We start from the raw sequence: 26395 nt of genomic DNA on the forward strand, positions 1-26395 counted from the left end.
CATCGGTAGAGCGGCCGATCGCCGAAGGCGCCGCGGTTCGGGACGCAAACCATCGAAGATCGCTTAAAGTCATCAGAAATTAACACGCACTTCTTCGCAGACAAAGGGCCCACCTTGCTGGACATGGTCACGGTTTGGCGGCGATCGACGGCCGCGGAAATGTGCTGGACCGGGTCGTCGGGACCCGCGGGGATCCCGGTGGTACCGCTGGTGTGGCAGGACCTGCCGTGCGTGGCGTTGCCCTTGGCCCACCTCGACGCGGTCGACACCATGACCTCGGGGCGCGCCGCCTTCGCCGTGACCGGCCCGGGCGACGACGAACCCGGCGCCGACGGCCTCGTGGCCACCGGGCCGGTCGACATCCGCTTCGATCTCGAAGGCACCCGCTTCGTCGACCACCTGCTGGAGCAGGAGATCGTCAAGCACCCGCCGACCCGGCTGCGCGCCGACGGGATCATGGCCCGCCGGGAGAACTGGTGGTGGGTACCGCGGGTGCTGATCACGCTGACCGCCGAGGAGGAGGTACGCGAGGTCCCGGCACGCCGGCGCGGCGCGGACGCGCTCCTGGTGCGCACCGCCGACGCGGGCGGGGCACCCCGGGTGGACACGGTCACCGCCCCCGCCTGGCCCGACCGCACCGGTGCCGAAACCGAGCTGTGGCGCCGCGACGGCGCCGCGCTGCAGGGGGCGGGCGAACCGGCGTTCGCGTTCGGCCACCGGCACAGCCCCGACTTCGAGCGCTGGGAGCGCTGGTACCGCTCCGGCCGCACCGAGAGCGAGGCCCTCACGGTCGCCGAGGCCACCGGCGCGCCCGAGCCGGAGCCGTTGCAGCCCTACTCGTTCTTCGCGCGCTACCGCAACCACCGCGACGTGGTCCGCGCCTGCCGCCGGGGCGTCGCCGAAGCGGAAGCCCGCGCAGGCCGGGGCTGAACCGGCTCTGCGGTGAGGGGCGGACCGCCCCCGCAGCGGCCCGTTTCGCGGCATACTCGTAGGCCTCGGCCCACCGGCCCGACGGCTCTTCCCGGCGCACGGGGCCCTCGGGCCGCCGACAGGGGAGAATGCGATGCGGTTCCGGATTGACGGCCAGGATTTCGACCTCGACGCGGCCCGTGTGCGCGAACGCCTGCGGGGCCGCTCCCCCGAGTCGCTGAACCGGCACTGGGTCGAGGTCGACGGGCGGCGCTGGCCTCCCAAGCAGGTGCTGGAGGCGGCGCTGCGCGTCGATCGGACGCGGTTCACGTCGCAGACCGCTCTGCGTCAGCTGCGCCGCCTGGAGTTCTCCACCAGCGCCGGTACCTGGGCTTCCGGCGGTGCCGCTCCCCCGCCTCCCGCCGCGCCCGAGCCCCCGCCGACGCAGGCGGCCGCCCCGTCCCGGCGCCGCTCGCAAGCGGCGCCGGAAGCGGGGATGCCGGAGGCGACCGCCCAAGGGCTCCTGGTCTCCCATCTGGTCACCCGAGGCTGGACCATCCATCGCGTCGCCGACACCGGAACGCGCGAACGCGGAATCGACGTCCTGGCCGGCCGTGCCGACCGGACCCTGGCCGTGGAGGTCAAGGGGTATCCGGGGCGCGCCTACGCGGACCCGCGCCGCGCCGATGAGCCGAAGGCGACGGCGCCCGCCACTCAGGCGCGGCACTGGTACGCTCAAGCGGTCCTGAAGGCCATGCTCACCCGCGAGGAGCATCCGGACTACGACCTCGCGATCGCCCTCCCCGACAGGGCCACCTACCGCAGGCTGCACGAGAACACCCGCGCCAGCCTGGAGGCGCTCGCGATCACCGTCTACCTCATCGCCGACAGCGGAGCCGTCGACCTCCTCTGAGACTGCGCGGACCGGGTCGATGCCGGAGGCCGCCACCGCGGCCACCGTGCCGCCCACGATGCACCTGTAGTCGTCAGCGACGGGTGACCACAGGTTGCCCATACAGCAGCGCTTCGGCGAGCGGCGCGACCAGGCGTAGCCTGGTCGGCGTGTCTGCCGCCGACTCTTTGCCCGACCAGCTGCGCCTGGACGACCTGACGTTTCGCGTGCTGCGCTCCCCCAAGCGCTCGACCGTGGGGATCACCGTGGAGCGCGACGGCTCGCTCCTGCTGCGGGTGCCGGAGCATGCGCCGCGTCCCCACGTGGAGGCGTGGGTGCGGCGCAAGCGGCCCTGGGTCCTGGACAAACTCGCCAAGAAGGATCTGCTGCTCGCACGCCAGCCCGACCGCAGTTTCGTCTCCGGCGAGGGATTCGACTACCTGGGGCGCCGCTACCGGCTGAAGATCGCCGACGACGTCGAGAGCGTGCACTTCGCCGGCGGTCGCATCAGGATGAACCCGTCCGTGGCCCAAGGCCCCGACCCGGCGGCGGCGCTGATCGGCTGGTACACCGGACGCGCCCACCGCCGGCTGCCCCGGCGCCTGCGCTCCTGGCAGGAGGCCACCGGTCTGCACCCCGGCAGCCTGCACGTGCGCGACCTGGGCTACCGCTGGGGTTCGCTGGGCAAGAACCGGCGGCTGAACCTGCACTGGGCGATCATGCAGCTGCCGCTCACCGTCATCGACTACGTACTGGTCCACGAGCTCGCGCACCTGGCCGTGGCCGACCACTCCCCCGCCTTCTGGGACCAGGTCCGCGCGGTCGTGCCCGACTATGAGAAGCGCAAGGAGCGGCTGGCCGTGCTGGGGGCGCAGCTGTGGCTCGGGTGAGCCGCAAAGCGGCTCTCAGCGCGGCGGAGTGAACTTGCGCTCGGCGAGGTCGACCAGGCGGGGCGCCAGATTCTTGGCGTGTTCCATGTCGATGACCACGACGCCGTTCACCTGGCACCCGGCGAGTGCGCGCGTCACCTGGTTGCGCAGCTTCCGCCCTTGGTACGCGCTGTAGCCGGCGAGCTCGATCTTGCCGCGCATCATGCCGCTCACCTCCGTAGTTTTCTCCACCAGGCGTCGCTTCAGCTCATCGGAGGGCGGGGAGGCGCCGTCGCCGGCGAGCTCGCTCACGAGCAGATCGTAGAACGGCGCCTCGGTCTCGGGGTCGAGCCCGGTGCCGCCGTCGTCCCGGCGACCGGCCAGGACGTCCTCCTTGAGCTTGCTCAAGGCCTCGACCTGTGCGGGCCAGTTCTCGCCGAGGCTCTCCAGCACCTGCTCCGGCCGCTCGGAGAACTTGGCGTAGAACTCGGGGTCGGAGTCGATGTTCTCGTTGATGTGGTGGCGCAGCGCGTGCTGCATCTCGGAGGCCTTGGCCCGATCCGAGGGCAGTTCCGCGACCTTGGCGTCGAAGCCGGAGTCGGTGATGGACTGCGGCGGGATCTTCGTGCGGATGTCGTGCACCCGCACGTAGTCGTCGATGAGCTTGCGTACCTTGCCGCCGTACAGCGAGGCGTCGAACCCGTCGTCGGCGCGGTAGCGGCGGCGTGCCGCCTCCCCGATGGCGCCGAACGCTTTGGCGTCGGCGCCGAACTCGCGGGCCTCCGGTCGGGGCAGCACCGTCTCCAGACTGCGGGTGAACTCCTTGAAGGCGTTGAAGAACTCCATGCGGACACGGTCGTCCTCCAATACCTGGACGCACTCCTCGCGCTCGGCGTCGGTGGTGAAGCGCTCCAGGCCGCGGATGGTGAACACGCGCCGCACCCGCTCGTGCCGCTCGCGCAGCAGCGGAACCTCGTCCTTGACGCTGGTGAGTACGCCCTCCACGTCCTCGGCGGCGTAGGCGGCGAGGGCGGTCTTCAGGTGCTCGGCGACGCCGTAGTAGTCGATGACGTAGCCGGCGCGCTTGGCGCGTGCGGTGCGGTTGACGCGTGCGACGGCCTGCAGCAGCTCGGCCTGCTTGATGTGGCGGTCGAGGTAGAGCACCTGCTCGTTGGGTGCGTCGAATCCGGTGAGCAGCATGGACTTGACGGCGAGGAACGCCAGCGGGCTGGTCTCGGCGGGATCGGCATCGGGACCGCTCGGCAGCGGCTTGAGGAACTCGGCGATGTTGGCGTCCTGGCGGGACTTGTCGGTCCACTCCTTCCAGTCTTTGCCGTCGTTGTGCGCCCCGGAGACGACGGCGGCGGCGCCGAGCCGGGCGATGGTGTCGCGGTAGGGCAAGGCGCCGATCCGTCGCGCCGTGGCGGGGTCGTACTCGTGGTCCGTCTCGGCGGCCTGCGGGGTGCGCAGTTCGGCGGGCAGCGCGTCGAGCTCGGCGACCAGGACGTCGCGGGCCTCGGTCAGCGCCTGTTGGTAACGCACCGCGGCGACCCGAGACACGGCCACGACCTGGGCCTTGAACCCGTTGGGCAGGACCACGCCGACATAGTGCCGCAGCATGCTCTCGGCCTTGGCGCGGATCATCTGCTCGGCTACGAGCACGTGGTTCTTGGTAGCGTAGCGGCGTTTGAGCTCGTCGAGCTGGGCGGGGGTGGCGTCGAACAGGTCCTCGAAGATCTCGTCGAGGTCGTTGCCGTCGCGCACGTGGGCCATGGCGGTGCGGCCCTCGTACAGGATGGGCACGGTCGCACCGTCGGCCTCGGACTGCTTGATGGTGTAGGAGTCGATGAACTCGCCGAAGATCTTGCCGGTGAAGCGCTCCTTGTCGCCCATGATGATGGGCGTGCCGGTGAAGCCGATCCGCGCGGCGTTGGGCAGCGCCGCCATGAGGTTGGCGTGCAGCTGCGAGGTCTGCGACCGGTGCGCCTCGTCGACCAGGATGAGGACGTTCTCGGACTCGTCGACGGCCTCCAGCTGCGGCGCGATCTCTGCGCGGCGGGGACGGCGCTGGGCGGCGCGGGCCGGTCGAGGGTGTTCGGCCGGGTCTGCAGCGCCGTCGACGGAGGCCGCCTCGTTCTCGTCGGCGGGGACGGCGTCCGCGGCGTCGCCGTCCTCCTCGGTCTCCTCGACGTCCTCGTCTTCGCCACGGGCTCCCTCACCGCTACCGCCGCCGGATTCACCCAGGTACTTCTGGATCATCGCGAAGTACAGGCCCTTGCCGGGCACGGCCAGTCGCTCCTCGATCTCGGCGACCCTGGTGACGGTGTCGCTGCTCTCCCCGGTGAGCGCCATCGTCGCTGCGAGCTGGTCCTGCAGCTGCGTGCGGTCGGTGACCACGACGACCTTGAAGCCGGTCAGCTGCGGGTGCGAGCGCATCGCGCGCACGAGGAACACCATGGTGAGGCTCTTGCCGGAGCCCTGGGTGTGCCAGATGATGCCGCCGCGCCGGTCGAGTTCGCCGTCCTGGCGCCGGGTCGGCTTCGTGAGCATCCGCTCGATCGCGCGGCGCACGGCGCGGTACTGCTGGTAACGGGCGACCACCTTGACCTTGCGGGGGCCGCGCTCCATGAACAGGGTGAAGTGGCGCACGAGGTCCAGCAGCACGCCTGGGCGCAGCATTCCCGCGACCTGCCGGTGCCGGTTGTTGAGATCCTCCGGGCCGGCCGCGCCGATCTCGGCGGCGACCTGGTCCTCCGCGACCGGATCGGTGGTCTTCCACTCGGCGTAGTGCTCGGGCTCGGCCGTGAATCCGGCGGCGCGGGCGGTCTCGCCCGCGGCGGCCACCACGAACTGGTTGGTGTGGAAAAGCCGCTCGTTGCCCTCGGCGGGGACATCGGTGCGCTGGTTGGCGTAGCGGCGCAGCTGGTCGGCTGCTGCAGCGATCGGGGCGGCCGTGTTGGGGCTCTTGGCCTCGATGACCACGAGGGGGATACCGTTCACGAACAGCACGAGGTCGGGCACGATCCGGTCGGCGCCCACCGCGCCCGGGCCGTCGACGGCGAACTGGTTGACGACCAGGAACTCGTTGTTGGCGGGCTCGTCGAAGTCGATGAAGCGCACCGTCTGGGTGCGGCCCTGGTGCCAGCCTTCGACACCGTCGACCTCGGTGCCGACGATCAGTTTGGCGGTCAGCTCCTCGTTGACCTCGACGAGGGTGCGCGCCTGCGGCCGGGTCAGAGCGCTGAGGGCCTGTTCCAGACGTCCCTCGTCCAGCCACTCGCCCCCGCCGTCGTCGAGGTTGATGCGGCGCATGACCGCCTTCAGCCGATCCTGCAGAATCGTCTCGCGGAAGGAGGCACGCCCTGTCGCGGCGGAGCTCTGCCGCGAGCCGGGCAGGTGGGTCCAACCCATAGCGGTGAGCTGGTCGATCACGGGCTTCTCGACGAGGTGCCATTCCGGTCCGGAAGGCGCAGCGGCTCCGGAGGAGGGACCGTGGGCGAAGTGGGGGGGGCGGTCAACAAGGCACCTCTCGTCGCCGGCGGCGTGGGAGCGATCCGGCGTCCAGCGTTCGCTTTCACTGCTGGTTCTCGGACGTCTCAGTCTGCCAGCAGGCACCGACCGAAACGGGGCGATTCGCTGCCTGGAGGGTTGCCGGGTCCGGCCGCCTGCGGCGCTCGGGTGAACGCTGTCAAGGGTGTCCTTGTGGTCACTCTCGACGACTACGACCTCGGGATCCGAGCCAACGCCTTCTTCGCGATCGCCGCGCTGCCTGCACCGAGGGAGATCCAGAGCAGAGGCGTGATCCGGCGGCGCAGGCGATGACGGGCGGAGGGCTCGCGGTGATCCTGCGGCGGGTCCGGGTTGGGGATCGGCAGGTGCGCGACGTTCCGGTACGCCTCGTCGAGCACCTCGTGGAAGCGGCGGGCGCGCCTGTTCTCCGAGGTGGCCATCCGGATCTCGCGGGTGTCCTCCCAGAACCTGCGGCCGACCCGGCCGAGGAACATCTCCTCGGCAATCGCGCGCAGCCGCTTGTCGCCCAGCGCACCCGTCTCATAGGACGTCTGCCACTGGGAGAGGACCATGTTGACGTACATGTGCTGCCGCTGGTCCTTGAACGGTTCGTCGAGCCCCGTCGGCCCCCAGCACTCGTTGAAGTCCGGGTCCTCCATCGCCATCTTCAGCAGGTCGCCGATCGCGCTGCGGCGCGCTTCCTCCCGGGCTACCTTGACCTCGCGCGCCTGGTACACCAGCGTCGCGGTCACCCCGATGATGGCGAACACCGACAGCAGCGCCGAGGCGGCCCCGTAGGTCTGTCCGATGAAGCTGAGCCGCTCCCAGTAGCTGTTCCCGCCTCGGAAGACGTCCAGTACCAGCGGTGACAGTCCGACCAGGGAAGCGGCCACCGCCACGAGCAGCACGACGATGACGGCCAGGGATGTTCGGCTCACGCCTCGTCTACCACGCACGTCGCCGCCGGCCGTGGGTCATGTGGTTACGGTCGGGGCGGGCAGCGGCGCGATCTCGCGGTGGAAGTACTCCAGGACGGGCTCCGCTTGGTCGAAGAGCGACTCCATCGCGCGGCGCACCCCCGCGATGCTTTCGGGGTCGTCGATGCGCCGGGCTCCCGCGGGCGTTCCGTCGGGCTCTTGGACGATGTGGTACAGCACGCGCTCACCGAGGAGATTCAGGTCCGGTAGCGGACCGGAACGCTCGTGTTCGGCGATGCGGTCGGCTTCCAGGACCCGCAGCGGGAAGCCCTCCTCGGCCAGGATGCGGAAGTACTGCATCTCCCACTGCACGTAGGGCGTGACCGGCTTCTCGACGATGCGCAACCGCCGGAGCTCCACGCCCTGCTCGCGCAGGGACGCCGCTTCGGCGCGGGCGCCGTCGCGTTCCCGGTCGTTGAGCACGAGCGAGCGCTCCCAGTCGCCGGCGACGAACGCCTCCCAGCTCGCGTCGCCGTGCTCCTGGTACGTCTGGCCGCGTTCCAGCTTCCAGAGGATGCCGGTGAGCTCGGTGAACTCGGCGGCGAAGTCCCGGTGGTAGGCGGGGCGGGCCAGCTTCGGACCGGGGAGGGCGGGGATCGCGGAGATTCGTTCAAGCATCGCGGATGTCCGGCTTGGCCGCGCTGAGCATGTCGCCCGGGATGACCACCAGCCGCTCGTCAGCCCCGATCCGCACGTCGGCGGGAAGGCGGTCGGCGAAGGCGTCGGTGAGGTCGCGGCCGATGACCGCGATGTCCCCGCTGTCCAGCTCCCAGATGTCGGGGCAGTCCTGAGTGGACTTGCTGTCGCCCAGTTCGGCGGCGGTCTTGCCCAACCGCCGCACGAACCGCGCGTCGTGATCCGCTTCCCAGGCACGCGCCACGGGGGCCTCCACATCCGCTGACTGACGGGAGTTCAGTCTTTCAGGGGCGAGTTGGGCCGACAAGCGACCGACAGCTCATTGTCCCTATTCGGTCACGGTGTGCGAGACGGTACGGGAGGTGGGAGGGCGCCGGTCACAGCTCCTCGGCCTTGAGGGTAGCGAGGAAGGCCTGCCAGGAGGAGGCGGAGAAGGTGAGGCGGCCCTGTTCGCGGTGCTGGGAGTCGCGGACGTGGATCTGGCGGGGAGTGTCGGCGACCTCGACGCACTCACCGCTTGCTTTGGAATAGCTGCTCTTGCGCCAGCCGGAAACTTCTACGCAATTGCCGCCGTGGGCACCGCTGTAGCTGGACTTGTACCACTCAGCGACTTCAACACAGTCGCCACCACTGGCTCCGCTGTAGCTGGACTTATGCCAGATGTTCCTGTCAATCATCCAGTGCTCCTTCAACTTCACGAATCAGGTCGGCAGAGGCTCTTGGGGATAGCGCCTCGGCCTGCAACGCACCAAAGATAGTGCTGCAATGCCGGACATCATCCGGTTGATCTACAAGTTCTCCCCCCAGCATGTGTTCGACGTAGGCAACAGTCGGCTTGTCGTGGAACGACATCAGCCGAAAAGGTCCTGACAGTCCAGGGTGGCCGAGAGGCTTCTCGGGGATGATCTGCAGTCGGCTCTGTTGACTGTCGGTGAGCTTCAGCAGCTGAGCGAGTTGCTCGTGCATCATTCCTGGAGTTCCCACTGCGCGGCGCACCACCACCTCGTCAACCACCGTCCACAGCAAGGGCCGATCCTCTTTGGCAAGTACCTCCTGCCGCTCCATGCGTGACTTTACAAGGCGCTCAATGGCGTCCTCGCAGTCCCAGGGGCGCCCGTAGCGCAGGACCGTACGAGCGTAGTCAGCCGTCTGCAGAAGCCCTGGGACAAGCGACGTGTGGTACATCCGAAGCTCGCTCGCCTGGTGCTCAAGCGCTACGACATGCTGAAACCAATCGGGCACCGATTCTTGCTTGACAAGGTTCTCCCAAAGACGAGTGAGACGGCCGTCTGTAGCGAGAGCCGCATCGAGGGACTCCGCTTGGTCCCGCTTTGTCGATCGTGTCCCTCGCTCGATCGCACTCACCATCGACGAGGAAACATTGCTGGTTCTGGCAAGTTGATCTTGAGATGCGCCTGCGTTCACGCGCAGGCGCCGAACTTCAGCACCAAACCGGCCCCACACGGGATGCGCCTTCTCAGCCATGCGCTCCAGTTCACCACAACTCCACCACAGGCAGCCACCAGTATCGACGAATCTCCTCGAATCTGTGGAGATGGTGGCGCACACGTGGGTGTGGCGGGACTGTGGAGACAGGTCGACCCAGCGAAATAGGCGGACGGGCTCGACCGCCACAAGACGGCCCTGGCCGGTGATGGCACACCGAACCAGGGCCTTAGCCCACAACCTGAAACAGCAGGTGAGGACTCATGTCTAACGCTATCGCCCCCGCATCCGCGCCCTCGCGGCGGTTCCGGCTGCGGCGGTGTTCCTTCCGGTTCGACGGCCGACAGCAGAGCGTCAAGGCCGCTCGGGACTGGCTCGACGTCCGGATGAACGTCACCGACGTCCCCGAGGACACCGCCGACGCCGCGCGGTTGCTGCTCTCCGAACTCGCCACCAACGCCCTCGCCCATACCGCCGGCGACGACGGCGGAGCCTTTTACGTGCGGGCGTTCTTCTCCCCCGGCCGGCTCCGCGTCGAGGTCCGCGGCGCTGGAGGTGCTGCCCCCGCCTTCCCTGTCCCCGCACCCGATCCCGACTCCGAATCCGGGCGCGGGCTACTGCTCGTCAACGCCCTCGCGGCTCGGTGGGGCGGCTTCGAGAGCGGGCGCGGGCCGGGGATGTACGTCGAACTGCTCTGGGCACAGCCGGGCCGCAAGGCCACGCCCCGGCTCTCGTCCGAGATCGCCCGGTGATCGCCATGCCGGGATACAACCTCTGGCCCAGCGACGAGCTGCGGCAACTGCGCGCCGACTTCCCCGACTACCTCGTCTTCGAACGCCAAGACGAGCAGGGACGGCCCCGCTTCATCGCCACCCGCACGCCCCCGAATGCACCGGGAGCGGCCGACCTGGTCATCACGGCGGACGCGGCAGAGATGCGCGACAAGCTGTCGAGGCAGCCGACCACTCCCCCGCTTCCGCGCCGAGGGGGTGAGCGCTCATGACAGGAGCTCTCACCGCGACCGAACCTGCGGCGATCGGCTGGGAGCTGGCCCGGCTGCGCCGTACCTACCGCCCGCACGGCTGGACCGTCTGGCACGGCAAGGCCACCGGCCAGTACTGGGCCGCGCACACCCGCGCCATGGTTCTGCTGTGCGGCGAGAGTGAGGCCGACCTCGCCGCGGCGATCAACCGGTTCGTCCCCATTCCGCATCCGCCCGTTCCGGCTCCGCGCCGACCTTCCCTGAATCTCCCACGACGCCCACGCCCGCGCAGGGCCTGATCGTCGCTGTGGCCCGGGAGCTGCACTCCCGGGCTGCACCGGCTTGCGTCTATTTCTGGAAGTCGTTCTGGTGGGGGTACCGGGCGTCGACGTCGTCGCTGCCGTGACGACTGACCGGAAACGGGCAGTCGTCTGTCGCGGACGCGACGTGCGGCTTCTGCGACGTCCCGACGGAGGAGGCCGACCCGTCGCGCTGAGCCGCCCCCTCCACCGGGGACGCCCGGCTCAGTCCCTCATACCTTGCGCCACTTGGGGACCCAGGCGCCGTCGTCGATCTCGTAGTCGCTGAACAGCGCCGGTGCCTCCGCGCGCATGGTCTCGCCGATCTTGCCGAAGAGCAGGCGGATCTCCTCCTCGGCGCCCGGTGCGGTGCGGGCCTCCAGGGTGTGGCGCAGGGTGCGGACGTTGGCGGTCCACACCAGGCCGGTGGCGACACCCTCGGGGGCGAAGCGGCGCATGAAGGAGGTGCGGTGCTTCTTCTCGGCGAACTTGACGTCCTCCTCGTCGAGGCCGAAGTGCTCGGCCATCCACAGCTGGAAGCGCTCCATCTGGTCCAGCATCTCGGTGGCGCGCTTCATCAGCTCGGGATCCTCGCGCGCCCACTCGGGGAACCAGAACGGCAGGTCGTCCAACCGGACGAACCGCATCGACTCCTGGGAGATCGCAGTGCCGGGCCGGTGCCGCACCAGTTCGTGGGTCATCACGCGGCTCACGTTGTGCAGCACGAAGCTGAAGCTGACGTGCTCCAGAACCGAGCCGTGCATGCTCGCCAGCAGGTTGCTCAGGTACTGGTCCTGGTCGGTGCGCACGCGGGTGACATTGGGGTTGAGGCCGGGCTCCCACGAGCGGTAGCACAGGCGGCCGGCGAACTCCGCGAGGTTCTGCGGGTCGTTGAGGGCGGAGTCGAGGTCGCCGCGGTCGAGGCGCTCCAGCCAGCTGTCGCCGCCCACGTCGGCGAGGTAACGGGCGACCTCGTCGTAGTCCAACTGCGGACGGGCGATCAGATGGACCTCGGGCTCGACGCTCTTCACCGTGCTCTACTCCCCCATCGAACGGGCCGACGGCCCGGCGCTCATGCTGCGGTTTCCACCGCGCCGGAGGAGGGCAGCGGCCGCTGCGGGGCGGCGCCGGCGGTCGTCCGGACGGCGGTGTCCGTCCGAACCTAGCAAAACGCAGGTCCCGGCGACGCCCGAGGGCATCGACGGGACCTGCGAGGACGGGCGTGAAGGGGAAGGTGAACGGGGTTTCACCGCTTGCGGGGGGCATACCGGCTCCGTCCGGCGCCCCGGCGGGGATCCGGGGCAGTTCCCGGTTTCGAATGCGGCGCGACGTGTGCAGCCGCGGGCGTCAACCCAAATAGGAGATCCCCGGCGCCACGACGAGGCCGACGACGATGAGCACGACGCCCCACAGCATCTGGCGGCGCACCAGGGCGGCGATGCCGGCGACGATGAGCACGATCCCCAGTATCAGCATGAGAATACCCATGCCCCCGCTACTAACCCCGGCGGAGCTCGCCTAACCCCGCAGAGCCGCACGGCGCCGCGGGCGGCTCACTCGCCCAGGTGGGGCAGCAGCGCCTGGGGCCCGGCGAAGTCGCCGCCCTGGGGGCCGCCGTGCCAGAAGGGGTCGTCGTCGGGGAACTCGGCGGCGTAGGCCGAGGCGTCGTCGACGGGCCGGTAGCCCAGGTCGCCGTCGCCGACGCTGAGGTCCCAGAACCGGCGGGCGTTGCCGGAGACGGCGTAGGCGGCGACGAAGTTCACGTTGGGCGCGGTGAGGGCGGCGCGCACGAAGCCGACGCAGTCGCGCGGGCTCAGCCACGTCGCCAGGTGCCGGGTCTCGGTGGGCCGCTGTTCGAACGACCCCGCGCGCAGCGCGACCACCTGCAGGCCGAAGGTGTCGGCGTAGAGCTGGCCCAGGGCCTCCTCGGCCACCTTGCTGACGCCGTAGAACCCGTCGGGGCGCGGCGGCTCGTCGGGGAAGACGTGGTGGTGGATGGGATAGTTGCCGGTGACGCGGTTGCTGGAGAACAGCACGATGCGCTCCACCCCGGCCTGGCGCGCGGCTTCCAGGACATTGAGGCTGCCGCGCACGTTGGCGTCGAGCAGGTCGTCGAGGGGCCCTTCCTCGGCGATCCCGGCGAGGTGGACGATCGCATCGGCACCGCTGAAGGCCTCGCGCAGGGCGGCGCGGTCGGCGATGTCGGCGTTGACGGCGGTTTCGGCACCGCCGTCGGGTTCGATGTCGGCGGTGTCGACCAGTACGAGGTGGTCGGCTTCCTCGCGGAGTCCTTCGCGCACGGTGGGGCCGATCTTGCCCGCAGCTCCGGTGATCACGACCCTGCCAAGTTTCACGTCCATGCTGCCGAGCCTATGCGTCAGGGGCGGTGCCAGGCACATTCGCGCTCGTGCTGCCGTTTCCGGCCGTCCCTCCTGGCGGGCGGGGGCGGGGCGGCGCCCGGTGGCCGGCGCCGCCCCGCCCCCGCGAGGCCGGACTCAGCGCGCCAAGCGCAGGACCCGTTCGACGATGCGCTCGCCGACCCCGGCGGTGAGGATCGACTCCGGGTGGAACTGCACCGCCCATTTGCGGGCGTCGGCGTCTTCGACGGCCATGACCACCGGCTCGGCGCCGTCGTCGTGCACGGCGGCGGTGACGGTGAAGCCCTTCACACGCTCGGGTGTGGTGTAGGTGGAGTGGTAGCGGGCGGCGGTGAACCCGTCGCCTCCGAGCTCCGACAGCAGATCGCCGCCGCTGACGCGCACGCGGCCGGGCTTGCCGTGCACGGGTTCGTCGAGGGTGCGGAGTTCCCCGCCGGCGTGCTCGACCATGGCCTGCAGGCCCAGGCAGACGCCGAAGACCGGTAGGCCGCGGGCGTCGAGCTCGTCCAGCAGCGCGGCGGCGCCGAAGTCGGCGGGCAGGCCCGGCCCGGGGGAGAGCACGACCAGGTCGGGGGCGGTTTCGTCCAGCAGTGCGGGGTCGAATCCGTGCCGCACGGTGGTGACCTCGGCACCGTGGCGGCGCACGTAGTCGGCGAGGGTGTGCACGAAGGAGTCCTCGTAGTCGACCAGCAGCACCCGCATCCCGGCGCCGGCGGGCTCGGCGGCCGGTTCCGGCCGTGCGGCGGGCTCGGCGGCCGGGGTGTCGGCGGCCTCGTCGAGGGCGAGGGTCTCCAGCAGCGCGCGGGCCTTGAGGAAGGTCTCGCGCTCTTCGGCGTCGGGGTCGGAGTCGTGCAGCAGGGTGGCACCCACGCGCACGGTGGCCACGCCGTCGCGGATGTGGGCGGTGCGCAGCGTCAAGCCGGTGTTCATGGAGCCGTCGAAGCCGATGGCGCCGACGGCGCCGCCGTACCAGCGGCGCGGGGTGGCTTCGTGCTGTTCGATGAAGCGCATCGCCCAGGTCTTGGGCGCGCCGGTGACGGTGACCGCCCACATGTGGGTGAGGAAGGCGTCCAGGGCGTCGAATTCGGGGCGCAGCCGGCCTTCGATGTGGTCGACGGTGTGGATTAGCCTGCTGTACATCTCGATCTGCCGGCGGCCGATGACGCGGACGCTGCCGGGTTCGCACACCCGCGACTTGTCGTTGCGGTCGACGTCGGTGCACATGGTCAGCTCGGACTCCTCCTTGGCGGAGGTGAGCAGGGACCGGATGTTCTCGGCGTCGCCGAGGGCGTCGTCGCCGCGGCGGACGGTTCCGGAGATGGGGCAGGTCTCGATGCGCCGGCCCTGGTCGGGGTCGCCGCTGACGCGCACGAACATCTCCGGGGAAGCGCCGACGAGGTATTCGCCGTCGCCGAGGTTGAAGAAGAACTCATACGGCGCGGGGTTGCGGGTGCGCAGGTGCTCGTAGAAGCGGGCCGGGGAGTCGCAGGCGCCGTAGGTGCGGTGGCCGGGCACGACTTCGAACAGGTCGCCGCGGGCGAAGCGCTTCTTGGCTTCGGCGACGATGCGGGCGTAGCTGCCGGGTTCGGGCGGCGGGGGGACGTCGGCGGTGCGCACGGCGGGGGTGGGCGCGGTGGTGCGCTCCAGGCCGCGGGTGGTGCGCGGGGCCGCCCCGGTGTCGGCGTCGGCGGGCACGGTGAACTCGTAGGTGTAGCGCAGGCAGGTCTCGCGCTTGCGGTCGTGCACGATGACGGCGTCGGGCAGGTGCAGTACCAGGTCGCGGTCGTCGGGGTCGCGTTCCAGGACGGGGGCGACGGGCTCGAACTGGAAGGCGAGATCGTAGCCGAAAGCGCCGTAGAGGCCCAGATGGCGGTCGTCGGGTGCGTAGAACAGGGCCACCGTCGAGCGCAGGACGGAGAAGACGCTGGGGCGGCGGCTGCGCTGCTCTTCGGTGAAGAACTCCCCGGGTGCGGGTTCGGGGACGGTGACGTCGACGGCCTCGCCGGGGCGGTGGTCGGCGTCGCCGTGCTCGGCGAAGGCCGCGGCCACCAGGGGCAGCAGCACCCGGCCGCGGTCGTTGAGCGCGGTGGCGCTGACGCGGCGGCCGCGTGCGGCGATCTCCAGGCAGGGGTCGACGTAGCCCATGTGCCAGCGGCTGTAGCGGCCGGGGTACTCCATGCCCGAGGACAGCACGCCGCCGCGGCGGTGCTCGACGGAGGCCACCAGGGCGGTGAGAGTCGCGGGGTCGCAGGGTGCGGCGGTGCGGTCGACGGTGACGCCGCCGGAGGTGCGGTAGGTGGTGTGGGCGTCCGCGGGCGTGCCGCCCGGGGTGTCGGTGCCTGTCGGTGTGGTCACGGCCGGTCCTTTGCGCTGGGCTGGGCGGTTGCACGTGGAGCGGCACCGGACCGGGGCCGGAAAAGGCGAAAGCGGCCGCCGGTACGGGCGGCCGCTGGGCTGATCCGGGGGAATCGCGTACCTGCAGGCGCCGCCTAGGAGCGGCGCCACCACTGTTGCCGAGCGGACGCGATTCGCATGCTGCCGAGCATAGCGCATGCTTCCCGCGGTGCGGGAGGGGATTCGCCCAGGACGCCCTCCACCCGCACAGACGGGGCGCGCGAAAACCGCCGTGCTATACTGGAGAGCTACCCAAATCAATCACAGAGCACAGGCTTCACTAGAAGTATATCAGGAGCATGCACGAAGTTCAACACAGCGGTCGGAGCGAGGACCGCGAGCAGGGGCGCGCCGCGGCCGTGCGCGCCGAACAGGGCTACGTCGACCTGCTCTACGCGCGCCTGGACGTGCTGCGGACGCGCACCTCGCAGTCGCTGTCGGAGGCGTTGGGCCGCGGCGGGGGCGGGGGCTACGCCATTCGGACCGAGCGGGAGGCCCAGGCCCACGAGAACGGGCGGCGACTGGCCCAGCTCAACTCCGTCGAGAACGGCCTGTGCTTCGGCCGCATCGACGCCGGCGACCGGGGTGCGGCCGCCGAGATCCGCTACATCGGCCGCATCGGCCTGCGGGACGAGGACCACGAGACGATCCTGATCGACTGGCGCGCTCCCGCCGCACGCCCCTTCTACGCGGCCTCGCCCTCCTCCCCCGAGGGCCTGGTGCGCCGCCGCCACCTGCACCTGCGCGACCGCACCGTCGTCGACATCGACGACGAGGTGTTCGACCTCGACGGCCTCACCGAGGACGACCGCCGCCACCTGGTCGGCGAAGCCGCGCTGCTGGCGACCCTGAACCGCGGACGCACCGGGCGCATGGGCGACATCGTCGCCACCATCCAGGCCGAGCAGGACCGCGTCATCCGCGCCGCCCTGGCCGGCGCCCTGGTGGTCCAGGGCGGCCCGGGCACCGGCAAGACCGTCGCGGCGCTGCACCGCGCCGCCTACCTGCTCTACACGCACAGGCGGACCCTGGAGCGCCGCGGCGTTCTCGTCGTGGGCCCCAACCCGACGTTCCTGCGCTACATCGGGCGGGTCCTGCCCTCCCTCGGCGAGACCGACGTCGTGGTGCAGACCGTCGGGCAGCTGTATCCGGGGGTGGCGGCCGGCACCGAGGACGCCCCCGAGGCGGCGGCCCTCAAGGGATCGGCGCGTATGGCCGCCGTCGTGGAAGCCGCGGTGGCCGACCGCCAGCGCGTCCCGGAGGGCGATCTGGTGGTCGAGACCGACGGGACCGAGTTGCGCGTGCCCCACGAGATCTGCCGGCACCTGCGTGACCGGGCCCGCGAGCTCGGGTTGGCGCACAACCGGGCCCGCAAGCTGTTCGCCACTGAGATGCTGTGGGAACTGGCCCGGGCGCAGGACGAATGGCTGGAGGCATCGCTGCGCGACGCCGAGGCGCTGCTGGAGGAGGCCGGACAGGCCGGCCGGGCCGGGCTTTCCGAGCTGGAGGACCCCGACGCGCGGCTGCGCAGCGAGGACGACACCGCCCATGCGCGCGAGACGCTGTGGGCCGACCCCGGGGTACGCGCGGCCGTGGACGCGCTGTGGCCGCTGCTCACCCCCGAGCGGCTCGTCGGCGACCTGCTGAACGATCCCGGACGGCTCGCCGCGGCGGCCGCGGGGGCCGAACGGATCAGCGCCGGTCAGGGCTTGGCCGACGGCGAGATGCGGCTGCTGTCGCGCCCGCCCGGGGCGCCGTGGACCGTCGGCGACGTCCCGCTGCTGGACGAGGCCGCCGAACTGCTGGGCACCGACGGCGGCGAAGAGCAGGACCGCGACCGCGAGGCCCGGCAGCGCCGGGAGCAGGCCGAGCTCTCCGCCCAGGATGTGGTGGAATACCTCGGCACGTATGAGACCGGGATGATGGTCGACTCCGCCGCCCTGCTCGCCGACCGGCAGGAGGAATCCTCGGCGCTGACCACGGCCGACCGCGCCGCTGCCGACCGCACCTGGGCCTACGGCCACGTGATCGTGGACGAGGCGCAGGAACTGTCGGAGATGGCCTGGCGCACGGTGATGCGCCGGGTTCCGGCGAAGTCGCTGACCGTGGTGGGCGACCTCGCCCAGACCGGCAGCGCGGCGGGTGCACGCTCCTGGCAGGAGGTGCTGGAACCCTACGTCGGCGACCGGCTGCACGAGGAGCGCCTGCTGGTGAACTACCGGACCCCGGCCGAGATCATGGCGGTGGCGGCCGACGTGCTGGCCGAGATCGCGCCGGAGCAGCAGGTTCCGGAATCGGTTCGCGAGGGCGGCGACGCACCTCGGGCGGTGCGGGTCGACGGCGCCGGCGGCCTGGCGGAACGGCTGGCCGAAGTGGTCGCGGCCGAACTGGCCGCGATCGGCGAGGGCCGGGTGGGCGTCCTCACCCCCGCGGCGCGCATCGCCGCCGTCGCCGCCGCCCTTCCCGACGCCGCAGCGCAGGCCGATCCCACCGCACTGGACTCCCCCGTGGCCGTGCTCACTCCCACCCAGAGCAAGGGTCTGGAGTTCGACGCGGTCGTGATCGTCGACCCGGGCGGCATTCTCGCCGCCTCGCCCTCGGGGGGCCGCGACCTCTACGTCGCCGTCACCCGCGCCACCCGCCGCCTCACCGTGGTCCACGAGGGCGGGCTGCCCGCGATGCTGTCGCGCCTCGGCGACGGCGGCCCCGTACCTGCGGCCACGGTGGGCGACCACGGCTGAGCGGGGGCGCGAGCGGCGGGACGGGGCCGGTGCGAGAGGGAGGTGCCCGCGGACCGCACCGGCCCGTCAGTCGAAGCTCACCGTCGCGCGGGAGGCCTTGCGGAGTGGTGCGACGGCTCGGGCCTCCTGTTCGATCGCCTCGCGATCCTTCGCCCCGAGGGACTCGAACGCGCTCACGGTCACGTTCAGCTGCGCGCCCTGTTTGCGGACGTTCCAGGCACCGACGATCCGGCCGTCGAGCAGGACGGCGCCGGGTGCACCGACCGAACGCCAGGTTCTGCGGTGCAGGGAGGTGTCCGCCAGGATCGTTTCGCGGTCCCGCTGCTGGGTGTAGGGGTCACCGGTGGGCAGCAGGCGCACACCGCGCACCGTCGCGGGCGACTCCAGCGCGTCCCGGTCTGCGTCCAGGATCCACAACGCCCGCCCGTTGTAGTCCACCTCCGCGAGCTCCTCCTCCAGCTCCTTGCCCAGTTCGTTGATCGCCAGCTCCCGGCCCGTCAGCACGCCCGGGAGCTTCTCCTCGGTCCGCTGCACCGCCTCGGTCAGGCTCATGTCCAGCTTCTTCAGGGCCGGTTCCACCCCGAAGACGAACGCGACGGTGTCCTGCTCCGTACGGGGAAGCAGACCGGTGGTGAAGACCGCGGTGTCGGCAGCGGGGAAGAAGAACGGCGAACCGCGCATGCACCACGTCTGCAGAAGTGTCTTGTCGTCCTCCACCGCCTGGTCGAACGCCTGCAGGGTCAGGTCGGCCACCCGGGCGTGCAGAGCCACAGCCGCGGAACCCGGCGGGCTGTTCTGCACGGCGCAGGCGCCCGCCACGTCGACCAGTTCCGAGAGTGAACGGCGCCGGTGCAGGTTGTGCCGCGCCAACCGGAAGGACCGCACCTGGTCGCCACCGACCCGCGGGACGGATCCGCCCTGTCCCATTCCACACTCCAATGCTGTCGTCGCCGGGGATAGGATTCCACTGGCTCCCGTGTCCGGCCACCTTCGAAGGAACCCTCGAACGGGCGTGTCACGAAAGGCGGTCGAGCGGCGGGAACGGGCACGAGCGGATCCACATGGAGAACGACGGCGGCGTGCCCTGCAGTGCGCGATCCGAAACGCTCGCACCGACCGCCGCGTGCCGGATCGATCGCCCGGGCGGCGCGCGTCCGGCCGTGGAGGCGGGCAGGGCGTCAAACGCGTTGCCGAAGCCGGTCATCGCCGATAGTCCTGGAGTATGAACGTCAACCACATCACCGCCGAACCCGACCCCGAGACGGCCGTCGCGGCCTACACGTCGCAGGCAGCGAAGCTGGGTGATCCTCCCACGCTTCCCGGCGACGCCGAGGTCGGGCCGGCGCTGCCCGGGGCGGCCGATCTGCCCGCGGTCCGGGTTTCGGCGGGCGGGGCCGCACCCGTTGCGGACGGGGCGGTGATCTACGTCCACGGAGGCGGGTTCGAGCACCGGATGCCGAAGGTGATCAACCTCGTCGCCCACCGTTTCAGCCGGACCGTCCGGTGTCCGGTGCTGTCCGTGCACTACCGGCTGGCGCCTGAGAATCCGTACCCGGCGCCGCTGGAGGACGTGCTGACGGTGTACCGCACGGCGCTCGAGCAGGGCGTGCCCGCCGAGCGCATCGTCCTGCTCGGAGAGTCGGCCGGCGCCGCGCTCGTACTGTCGGCCCTGCTCAAGCTCCGGGACTCGGATACGCCCCTGCCCGCGGGCGCGGTGACGTTCTCCGCGATGACGGACATGACCGCCTCCAGCTCCTCCGTCGACGCCGACACACCCGACGACCCCGTCGACCGGGCCATGCTCACCCGGATCATCGGCCGGTACCTGGGCGACGCGCGAGCGGACGAGGCCCCGCAGTCGCCCCTCCACGGGTCGCTGGAAGACCTGCCGCCCCTGCTCATGGCGGTCGGCGGGGCCGAGGCCCTGATCGACGACACCCTCCGTTTCGCCGAGTCGGCCCGGGCCGCGGGCAGCGCCGTGGAGGTGGACGTCTACGAGGCGATGCCGCACGTCTTCCACATCACGAGCATCGACGAGGACGATCCGACGGGCAGGAAGGTGCTGGAGCGCACCGGGGCCTGGATCGCCTCGCGGATCGGCAGCGCGGGCAGCGCCTGAGTAAGGCGCGGACGGCGGCGGGCCGTCCCCGCCCTCCGCTGCGCTTGCCGGTCGGCGCAGGGGTGTGCGAATCTGCCCGCACGGGAGTACTACGTAGTACTTCCCGCTTTCCCGCTCGCTTCCGCCCCTCCCCGACCCGGCGACGAAGGACCGCACGTGCTGCAGCCGTATCTCGCCCTGCTCCGCAAACCGCATGTCTTCGCGGCCCTGGCGACCAACATCGCGGGCCGGCTGCCCAACGGCATGGCGGTCCTCGCGCTCACCCTGCTGTTCCGGCACGAGGGCGTGGACTTCGGCGCCGTCGGCATACTGATCGCGGTCTACGGCGTGGGAACCGCGGTGGGCGGACCCGTGCTGGGCCGGATCGTCGACTTCTACGGCCAGCCGCTCGTCCTCGTCACCAGCGGCGCGGTCTCGGCCGGCGCCTTCCTCGCGCTCGCGCTGGCTCCGGGAGCGCCGCTGGCGGCGACGCTGCCGCTGACGGCCGTCGCCGGGGCGCTGACCCCGCCGCTGGAGTCGTGCCTGCGGTCGGTGTGGCCCACGCTCGTGACCGGCGAGCAGGAGCGCGAGACCGCCTACTCGCTGGACGCCGCGCTGCAGGAGCTCATCTTCGTGGCCGCTCCCCTGCTGGTGAGCGCGGTGGCGGCGCTGTTCCTGCCGATGCACGCGGTCGTCGCCACCGCGCTGATCACCCTGGCCGGCGCCGCCGTCTTCGCCGCTCTGCGGCCGGTGCGCCGGTGGCGGCCGGTCCCGCGCACGGCCAACTGGCTGGGCCCGCTGATGGAACCGCAGGTGCGCCGCGTTCTGGTGTGCTTCGTGTTCGTCGGGGCGGCCTTGGGGGCGCTCGCGGTGGGCGCCGTGGCCTATTCCGAACAGGCCGGCGACCGCGACGTCTCCGGGTTGCTGCTCAGCGCCAACGGCTTCGGCGCACTGGTGGGCGGGCTGACCTACGGCACCGTGCGCATCCCCCTGCCGCCGGCGCGGCGCTTCCGCGTGCTGCTGGCGGGGTTGGCGCTGGGCTACCTGCCGCTGCTGCTGATGCCCGGTCCGGCGCTGATGACGGTGCTGGCGGCACTGTCGGGCCTGTTCCTGGCGCCCGCCCTGGCCTGCACGTTCCTGCTGCTGGGCCGGCTTGCTCCGCAGGGCACCACGACCGAGGCGTTCTCCTGGCTGATCTCGGTGTTCATGTGCGGCAGCGCCCTGGGCACCGCGGCCGCCGGCGCGGCCGCCGACGCGGCGGGGGCGCTGGGCGTCTTCGCGGTCACGGGTGCGGTGACGGTGACCGCGGCGCTGCTGTCGCTGCGCGTCAGGGGCGATGCGGCGGCCGGAGGCGCGGCGGAGGCCGCCGAGGTCAGCGGCGCGGCTCCGGATCGGCCGGCGGAGCCGTAGAGCCGCGGACGACCAACCGCGCGGGCAGGCGTACGCACGCGCCGGCGCCGTCCGGCGCTCCGCCGTCCGGCGCCAGGCGGGCGATGAGCCGGCGCATGCCCGTCGCCCCGAGCTCTTCGCCGGGCAGGTCGACGGTGGTCAGTTCCGGCGTGACGGCGGTCGCGAGGTCGACGTCGTCGATCCCGGTGACCGACAGGTCGCGGGGAACGCACAGCCCGCGCGCCTGGGCGGCTTTGTAGACGCCGACCGACAGGAGGTCGTCGTCGCAGACCACTGCGGTGAAGGGGGGCCGGCCGCCGGAGTCGGCCGGCGGCAGCAGCGCGTCCGCCGCCGCGCGTGCGCGGTCGAGGTCCAGTGCGGAGTCGGCCTGCACGCGGTCCATGCCGCGTTGCGCGCAGGCGGCGTCGACGGCTTCGCTGCGCTCGCGGAAGGTCGCGGTACGCACCTCGGAGCGCAGGTGGGCGATGGAGCGGTGCCCGAGCCGGTGCAGGTGGTCGACGAGCTCCGTCAGCGCCGGCGCGATGTCGAACCGGACCGCCCCCTGCCCCTGCGGCGGTTCGGCGTCGAGCACGACCGCGGGGACGGGGGCCTCCAGCGGCGGGCCGCCGTCCTGCAGGGAGCACGCGAGCACGGCGTCGATCCGCTGGCCCGCCACGTCGGCGGCGACCGAGTCGAGGTCGCGCTGAACGGAGAGCACCACCTGGAATCCGGCATCGCGGGCCGCGGCGCGCGCGCCGGTGAAAACCCGCGCGAAGAACGGGTTCACGATGTCGGGGACGGCGATGAGCACCATCGGCGGCCCGCCCACGCGCAGCCGGCGGGCGTCGGCGTTGGGCCGGAAGCCGAGCCGGCGGGCGGCGTCGACCACGGCGTGCTGGGTGCGCTCGCCGACGCGGCCGCTGGCGGCCCCGCGGAACACCAGTGAAACGGTCGACTGCGACACTCCGGCCATCCGGGCGACGTCGTGGCTGGTGGGGGCTTTGCCGTTGCTCACGGACACCACCCTAGACGGGTAGGGCGGCAGGCGGGAGCTCGGCGCCGAGCGGGCTCACCCTAGTCCGGAACGACGCCTTCGGACGGGCCGACGGTGCCGGCCTCGGGCCCGAACCTGGCGGTGTAGGCGTCCTCGGTTCCCGGAAGCGGCCGCCGATCCGCGGCGGCTCGCCCTCCAGGTGGGCGGCCAGGACATCCAGACAGACGTGCCGGCCGGCGGTGCCGGGACGCCGATTCCGAAGTCCGGCACGTCCCGCTGGTCAAACCCTTTTCTGCGCACCGGGCTCCTGTGCCGGGCGGTGACCGGTGATCGCGCCGACGACGGCCGAGGTCAGGTCGTCCACGACCGCCTCCGCGGCGACCTCGGGGTGCTCCAGCCACCACTCCCCCGCCGCCTGGACCATGCCCACCACCGCGTGGGCGGTGATCTGGGCGCGCACCGGGTCGGCGACGCGCAGGTCGTCACGCAGCACCCCGGCCAGCTCCTCGCCGAGGCGGCGCACCATCATGCCCAAGTCGCCGCGGGTGCGCGGGTCCTCGGACGTGGCCCGGTCCATGAGGAACCGGTACAGGTTCAGATTGCCGCGGATCATGCCGAGGTAGGCGCCCACGGTCGCGCGGGTGCGCACGCGCAGCGAGGATCCGGCGTGCAGTTCGCCGCGGACTCGCTCCATCAGGGGGTCGACGTGGCGCTGCGCGAGAGCGCGGTACAGGCCGCTCTTGTCGCCGAAGTGGCGGTAGAGGATCGGCTTGCTGATGCCGGCCTCGGCGGCGATGGCCGACATCGAGGCGTCGGGGCCGTCGCGCTGGATGACGCGGTCGGCGGCGTCGAGGATGGCGCGGCGGCGCGCGGGGCTGCGGCCGCGGCCGGCGGGGGCGGTCTGCGGTACGGGTCGGGAAGCCACGCCTCAGACGGTAGCGCCCGGCCGCCCGCTGCGCAGGATCAGGGCCGCGAGGGCCGCTCCGCTACGGGTACTCGCGGTCGACGGCCGGGCGGGCGGGCCCGGGCAGGCGCCGGGGACCGGCGCCGAAGGCGTCGGCGGCGAGCTGCGCGAAGCCCGCCACCCCCGGAAGGCCGATCGCCCAGCCGCACAGCGCCCAGCCCAGGTGGATGTGCTCCATGGCGCGGGCGAGCGCGGCCACGCCGCTCGCGCGCACCCCCGCGGCGCTGGCGTAGGTGAGCCGGCGGGGCCGGCCGGGGTGCGTCTCGGCGGGCAGCAGGCGCAGCGCCACCGGGGCGCGGGCGGCGAGCCACCCGCCCAGTCCCGAGCACATGGAGCAGCTCCCGGCGATGTACAGGGTGGCGGGTGTGCGACCCGGCCAGGGGGGCAGGCGGGGCAGCCACGCGCGCACGGCGGTGCGGTAGACGAGCCACCGCTCGCCGTGGGCCCGGCGGAGCTGCGCGTCTTCATGCCACGCGGCCAGCCCCGCCGAATAGGCGGCTGCCACGACCGCGCCCAGCAGCAGCCGCGGGTCGGCGAACAGCGCGGCGCATCCGAGGTAGCCGAGCACGGCGGAGAGCTGCATGGGGTTGCGGACATAGGCGTAGGGTCCGCCGGTGACCAGGCGGCGGGGCGGATCGTAGGGCAGCGGGGTGCCGCGGCCGGCGGTCGCGAACTCCCGGGCGGCGGCCAGGCCCGGCAGCAGCGCCGGCGCGAGCAGCTGGACGCCCGCGGCGGTCCAGACCGGAGGCCACGGCGGGAGCGCTCCGAGAACGTACAGCGGAAGGGCGAACATGAGCGCGGCGGCGAGCCCGGCCTAGGCCGCGGCGCGGACCGGGCGGTGCCGGTCCAGCCGGGTCCAGCGCGCCAGGGCGACGGCCGGGACGAGGCAGGCGGCGATCCCGGCGCCCTCCCCCAGCAGCCAGGCTCCGCCGAGCCGGACGACGGGCTCGGCCGGCGGCATCAGGATCAGGTCCAGCCACGCCAGTACCGCCACCACGAGCGTGGCCGGCAGCGTGCGGATCAGGACCGCCGGAAGCGCGCCCCACAGCAGCGACCAGCCCAGCCACAGGTCCGCCGGGACGCCGCGCACGACGGCCCCGTGGGCGTCGAAGGTCCACCAGCCCAGCCGCAGCGCGGCGATGTTGAGAGCGAAGACGGTGGCGGCGCTCCAGGCGGTGGCCACGACGGCCGCGGCGGTGTCGGCCGCGGTGGGGCGCCGCAGCGCGAGCGCCGCCACCAGGGCCAAGGCGGGGGCGAACAGGGCCGCGGCGCGGATCAGGGCGGGGTCGGCCGCCGCCGCGGCGGGTGTCAGCGGTGGCACCGGGCAGCGCTGCCGGAGAGGGGCTCCGCCGGGTCGGCGGGTGCGGCCGCGCAGGCGAAGGTGTCGGCGAGGTAGCCGGCCGCGCGGTCCATTCCGTAGGACTGCAGGGGGCCCCAGTACCACGAGGGGTCGAAGGTGCGTTCGTAGTGCAGCGTCCATGCGAGGCGGGTGCCGCCCTGAGGCGTCGCGTGCCACTGGGCTTGGGCCCGGTCCAGGCGCAGCCACCGGGCGAGGGTGGTGTCGTCGGCGACGGTGAACACCGCCCGCCCCCCGTCCGGCCCGGTCCGGGCCTCGGTGACGCGCAGCACCATGCGGGTGGGGCGGTGCCCGCCGGTGAACCGCACGGTCCGCTCGTCGCCCGCCTGCAGGCCGGTCCCCTCGGCCCGCTCGGGTCGGGGGAAGGGCACCAGGCGCAGGAAGGCCGATCGGGGGGCGCTGTAGTCGGGGGCGCCGGCCAGGGAGGCGATGAGCCCGAACAGCACGGCGACCAGGTAGAACAGCGGGGCCGCCATGACGAGGCAGACCACGCCTTCGTCGAGCAGGGGGCCGGCCAGCAGCAGCCCGATCGTCGTGACGGCGACGGCGGTGCCGGCGGCGCTGCGCGGGCGGGCGCTGGACACCACGACGAGAGCGATCAGCGCCGGCAGGCCGACGTAGAACAGCGCGCTCTGTTCCAGGCCGCCCGCGCGCAGCACCTTGTAGCCCAGCATCGCCCCGAACAGGGCGAGGAGCGTGCCCGCGAGCAGCAGGCGCGCCCGCCCGGTCGCGGGGGGCTCGGGCGGCTCCTGATCGGGCGGTCGTCCGGGGTCCGCGTCTGCGGTCATACGTTCTCCTCCGCCGACTCTCTTCATCGGTCGTTTTAATCGGATGATTAAACCGTACGATGAAAGGGCCGGGTTGCACAGGGCCGCCCGGCGTCGGATTCGGGATGAGGGCAGGACCGTGGCACGAGGAACGGCACGGACACGCCAGTCCAGCGAAGAGACCCGCGAGCGGTTGATCACCGCGGCCGGGCGGGTGCTGCGGGAGGACGGCTACACCGCCGCATCGGCGCGCACCGTCGCGGCGACCGCCGGGGTGAACTCGGCACTGGTCTTCTACCATTTCGGTGGCGTCGACCCGCTCCTACTCGCGGCGCTGGACCGCTCTTCGGCCGAGCGCATGGCCATGCACCAGCCGGTGGCGGCACGCGCCGCGACACTGGAGGAGCTGGTCGAGGCGGCGATCGAGATCTACCGCACCGATCTGCGGCACGGCTACACGGCGGAGTTCTGCGAGCTGGCGGCCGCCGCGGTCACCAAGCCGCAACTGCGCACGGAGATCAGCACCCGCGCCGACCCCTGGATCGCGTTCGTCGAGGAGCACTGGGAGCGCGTCGTCGGCGGCTCCCCGCTGGGCCGGCTGCTGCCCGCGCGCGAGGTCGCCCACGGGGCCATCACCTATTACCTCGGTGTCAACTTCTTCTCCGTGCTGGACGAGGACAGCAGCCGCACCGAGGCGGTCTTCGGCCTCGCCGAACGACTGGCCCCCCGGGCGCGGCTGCTGACCATGCGCCTGCCCCGCCGCTCCGCCCCCGCCGAGGATCCGTAGCGCCGG

General features: G+C 72.0%; 27 protein-coding genes. 10 read left to right on the forward strand and 17 right to left on the reverse strand.

Annotated elements, in window-relative coordinates; translation table 11 throughout:
• Positions 1 to 159 precede the first annotated feature (159 nt).
• The 3 genes from HNR25_RS00940 to HNR25_RS00950 all read left to right on the forward strand — a co-directional run bounded on the left by HNR25_RS00940 (position 160) and on the right by HNR25_RS00950 (position 2691).
• Complete coding sequence (locus tag HNR25_RS00940) at positions 160 to 930, forward strand: hypothetical protein (RefSeq protein ID WP_376767532.1); 771 nt, start codon at positions 160 to 162, stop codon at positions 928 to 930.
• Between the two features lie 133 nt (positions 931 to 1063).
• Entirely contained in the window at positions 1064 to 1822 is a 759-nt protein-coding gene (locus HNR25_RS00945) for a hypothetical protein (RefSeq protein WP_184632587.1), read from the forward strand.
• 149 nt (positions 1823 to 1971) lie between these two features.
• A complete protein-coding gene (locus HNR25_RS00950; protein WP_184632589.1) occupies positions 1972 to 2691 on the forward strand; it encodes a M48 family metallopeptidase in 720 nt (239 codons plus the stop codon).
• A gap of 15 nt (positions 2692 to 2706) precedes the next feature.
• Here HNR25_RS00950 and HNR25_RS00955 read toward each other — a convergent pair whose 3' ends face one another.
• The 6 genes from HNR25_RS00955 to HNR25_RS00980 all read right to left on the reverse strand — a co-directional run bounded on the left by HNR25_RS00955 (position 2707) and on the right by HNR25_RS00980 (position 9278).
• Positions 2707 to 6285, reverse strand: a complete 3579-nt coding sequence (locus tag HNR25_RS00955) for a type I restriction endonuclease subunit R (RefSeq protein ID WP_312862287.1) — start codon at positions 6283 to 6285, stop codon at positions 2707 to 2709.
• A 104-nt stretch (positions 6286 to 6389) separates the two neighbouring features.
• A complete protein-coding gene (locus tag HNR25_RS00960) occupies positions 6390 to 7118 on the reverse strand; it encodes a DUF6082 family protein (RefSeq protein WP_184632591.1) in 729 nt (242 codons plus the stop codon).
• Positions 7119 to 7154: 36 nt separating this feature from the next.
• Positions 7155 to 7775, reverse strand: a complete 621-nt coding sequence (locus tag HNR25_RS00965) for a DUF6879 family protein (RefSeq protein WP_184632593.1) — start codon at positions 7773 to 7775, stop codon at positions 7155 to 7157.
• Positions 7768 to 8037, reverse strand: coding sequence for a hypothetical protein (locus HNR25_RS00970; protein WP_184632595.1), 270 nt, complete (start codon positions 8035 to 8037; stop codon positions 7768 to 7770). The genes HNR25_RS00965 and HNR25_RS00970 overlap by 8 nt, the downstream gene beginning before the upstream one ends.
• Before the next feature lie 133 nt (positions 8038 to 8170).
• A complete protein-coding gene (locus HNR25_RS00975; protein ID WP_184632597.1) occupies positions 8171 to 8470 on the reverse strand; it encodes a DUF397 domain-containing protein in 300 nt (99 codons plus the stop codon).
• Entirely contained in the window at positions 8463 to 9278 is an 816-nt protein-coding gene (locus HNR25_RS00980) for a helix-turn-helix domain-containing protein (RefSeq protein ID WP_184632599.1), read from the reverse strand. Before HNR25_RS00980 ends, HNR25_RS00975 begins: the two co-directional genes overlap by 8 nt.
• Before the next feature lie 224 nt (positions 9279 to 9502).
• Between HNR25_RS00980 and HNR25_RS00985 the strand changes: the two genes are divergently transcribed.
• From HNR25_RS00985 to HNR25_RS00995, 3 genes are read left to right on the forward strand one after another with little or no spacing between them, the layout of a single operon-like run.
• A complete protein-coding gene (locus HNR25_RS00985; RefSeq protein ID WP_184632601.1) occupies positions 9503 to 9991 on the forward strand; it encodes an ATP-binding protein in 489 nt (162 codons plus the stop codon).
• Positions 9992 to 9996: 5 nt separating this feature from the next.
• Positions 9997 to 10242, forward strand: a complete 246-nt coding sequence (locus HNR25_RS00990) for a hypothetical protein (protein ID WP_184632603.1) — start codon at positions 9997 to 9999, stop codon at positions 10240 to 10242.
• A complete protein-coding gene (locus HNR25_RS00995; protein WP_184632605.1) occupies positions 10239 to 10520 on the forward strand; it encodes a hypothetical protein in 282 nt (93 codons plus the stop codon). Before HNR25_RS00990 ends, HNR25_RS00995 begins: the two co-directional genes overlap by 4 nt.
• A 233-nt stretch (positions 10521 to 10753) precedes the next feature.
• On the opposite strand, the gene thyX is transcribed toward HNR25_RS00995, so the two are convergent.
• The 4 genes from thyX to HNR25_RS01015 form a co-directional block, all read right to left on the reverse strand.
• Positions 10754 to 11551 (reverse strand): FAD-dependent thymidylate synthase, encoded by a 798-nt coding sequence (gene thyX / locus HNR25_RS01000; RefSeq protein WP_184632607.1) that lies wholly within the window; start codon positions 11549 to 11551, stop codon positions 10754 to 10756.
• A 316-nt stretch (positions 11552 to 11867) separates the two neighbouring features.
• The gene (locus HNR25_RS01005) at positions 11868 to 12008 is read right to left on the reverse strand and encodes a GPGG-motif small membrane protein (RefSeq protein WP_184632609.1); all 141 of its coding nucleotides are present in this window, start codon (positions 12006 to 12008) and stop codon (positions 11868 to 11870) included.
• 65 nt (positions 12009 to 12073) lie between these two features.
• Complete coding sequence (locus HNR25_RS01010) at positions 12074 to 12880, reverse strand: NAD-dependent epimerase/dehydratase family protein (protein ID WP_184632611.1); 807 nt, start codon at positions 12878 to 12880, stop codon at positions 12074 to 12076.
• Positions 12881 to 13015: 135 nt separating this feature from the next.
• The gene (locus tag HNR25_RS01015) at positions 13016 to 15253 is read right to left on the reverse strand and encodes an anthranilate synthase component I (protein WP_184632613.1); all 2238 of its coding nucleotides are present in this window, start codon (positions 15251 to 15253) and stop codon (positions 13016 to 13018) included.
• A gap of 338 nt (positions 15254 to 15591) precedes the next feature.
• On the opposite strand from HNR25_RS01015, the gene HNR25_RS01020 reads away from it, so the two are divergent.
• Positions 15592 to 18033 (forward strand): HelD family protein, encoded by a 2442-nt coding sequence (locus HNR25_RS01020; RefSeq protein WP_184632615.1) that lies wholly within the window; start codon positions 15592 to 15594, stop codon positions 18031 to 18033.
• Between the two features lie 66 nt (positions 18034 to 18099).
• On the opposite strand, the gene HNR25_RS01025 is transcribed toward HNR25_RS01020, so the two are convergent.
• Entirely contained in the window at positions 18100 to 18960 is an 861-nt protein-coding gene (locus HNR25_RS01025) for a DNA glycosylase AlkZ-like family protein (RefSeq protein ID WP_184632617.1), read from the reverse strand.
• Positions 18961 to 19048: 88 nt separating this feature from the next.
• Entirely contained in the window at positions 19049 to 19237 is a 189-nt protein-coding gene (locus tag HNR25_RS01030; RefSeq protein ID WP_184632619.1) for a hypothetical protein, read from the reverse strand.
• 18 nt (positions 19238 to 19255) lie between these two features.
• Between HNR25_RS01030 and HNR25_RS01035 the strand changes: the two genes are divergently transcribed.
• The gene (locus HNR25_RS01035) at positions 19256 to 20152 is read left to right on the forward strand and encodes an alpha/beta hydrolase (RefSeq protein ID WP_184632621.1); all 897 of its coding nucleotides are present in this window, start codon (positions 19256 to 19258) and stop codon (positions 20150 to 20152) included.
• Positions 20153 to 20308: 156 nt separating this feature from the next.
• On the forward strand, positions 20309 to 21541 hold the full coding sequence (locus HNR25_RS01040; RefSeq protein ID WP_184632623.1) for an MFS transporter: 1233 nt from the start codon (positions 20309 to 20311) through the stop codon (positions 21539 to 21541).
• Here HNR25_RS01040 and HNR25_RS01045 read toward each other — a convergent pair.
• The 5 genes from HNR25_RS01045 to HNR25_RS01065 all read right to left on the reverse strand — a co-directional run bounded on the left by HNR25_RS01045 (position 21504) and on the right by HNR25_RS01065 (position 25623).
• Positions 21504 to 22535: a LacI family DNA-binding transcriptional regulator gene (locus HNR25_RS01045; RefSeq protein ID WP_221457396.1), complete on the reverse strand. Its 1032-nt coding sequence runs from the start codon at positions 22533 to 22535 to the stop codon at positions 21504 to 21506. The two genes, HNR25_RS01040 and HNR25_RS01045, sit on opposite strands and share 38 nt — an antisense overlap.
• 259 nt (positions 22536 to 22794) lie before the next feature.
• Positions 22795 to 23439 (reverse strand): TetR/AcrR family transcriptional regulator, encoded by a 645-nt coding sequence (locus HNR25_RS01050; protein ID WP_184632625.1) that lies wholly within the window; start codon positions 23437 to 23439, stop codon positions 22795 to 22797.
• A 61-nt stretch (positions 23440 to 23500) separates the two neighbouring features.
• Positions 23501 to 24271, reverse strand: a complete 771-nt coding sequence (locus HNR25_RS01055; protein ID WP_184639723.1) for a methyltransferase family protein — start codon at positions 24269 to 24271, stop codon at positions 23501 to 23503.
• A gap of 21 nt (positions 24272 to 24292) precedes the next feature.
• Positions 24293 to 24799, reverse strand: coding sequence for a hypothetical protein (locus HNR25_RS01060; RefSeq protein ID WP_184639725.1), 507 nt, complete (start codon positions 24797 to 24799; stop codon positions 24293 to 24295).
• Positions 24787 to 25623: a hypothetical protein gene (locus tag HNR25_RS01065; protein WP_184632627.1), complete on the reverse strand. Its 837-nt coding sequence runs from the start codon at positions 25621 to 25623 to the stop codon at positions 24787 to 24789. Before HNR25_RS01065 ends, HNR25_RS01060 begins: the two co-directional genes overlap by 13 nt.
• A 118-nt stretch (positions 25624 to 25741) precedes the next feature.
• Here HNR25_RS01065 and HNR25_RS01070 point away from each other — a divergent pair, with 118 nt between their 5' ends.
• Entirely contained in the window at positions 25742 to 26389 is a 648-nt protein-coding gene (locus HNR25_RS01070) for a TetR/AcrR family transcriptional regulator (protein WP_184632629.1), read from the forward strand.
• Positions 26390 to 26395 lie beyond the last annotated feature (6 nt).

The organism is Streptomonospora salina (genome assembly GCF_014204715.1).
GTDB lineage: Bacteria > Actinomycetota > Actinomycetes > Streptosporangiales > Streptosporangiaceae > Streptomonospora > Streptomonospora salina.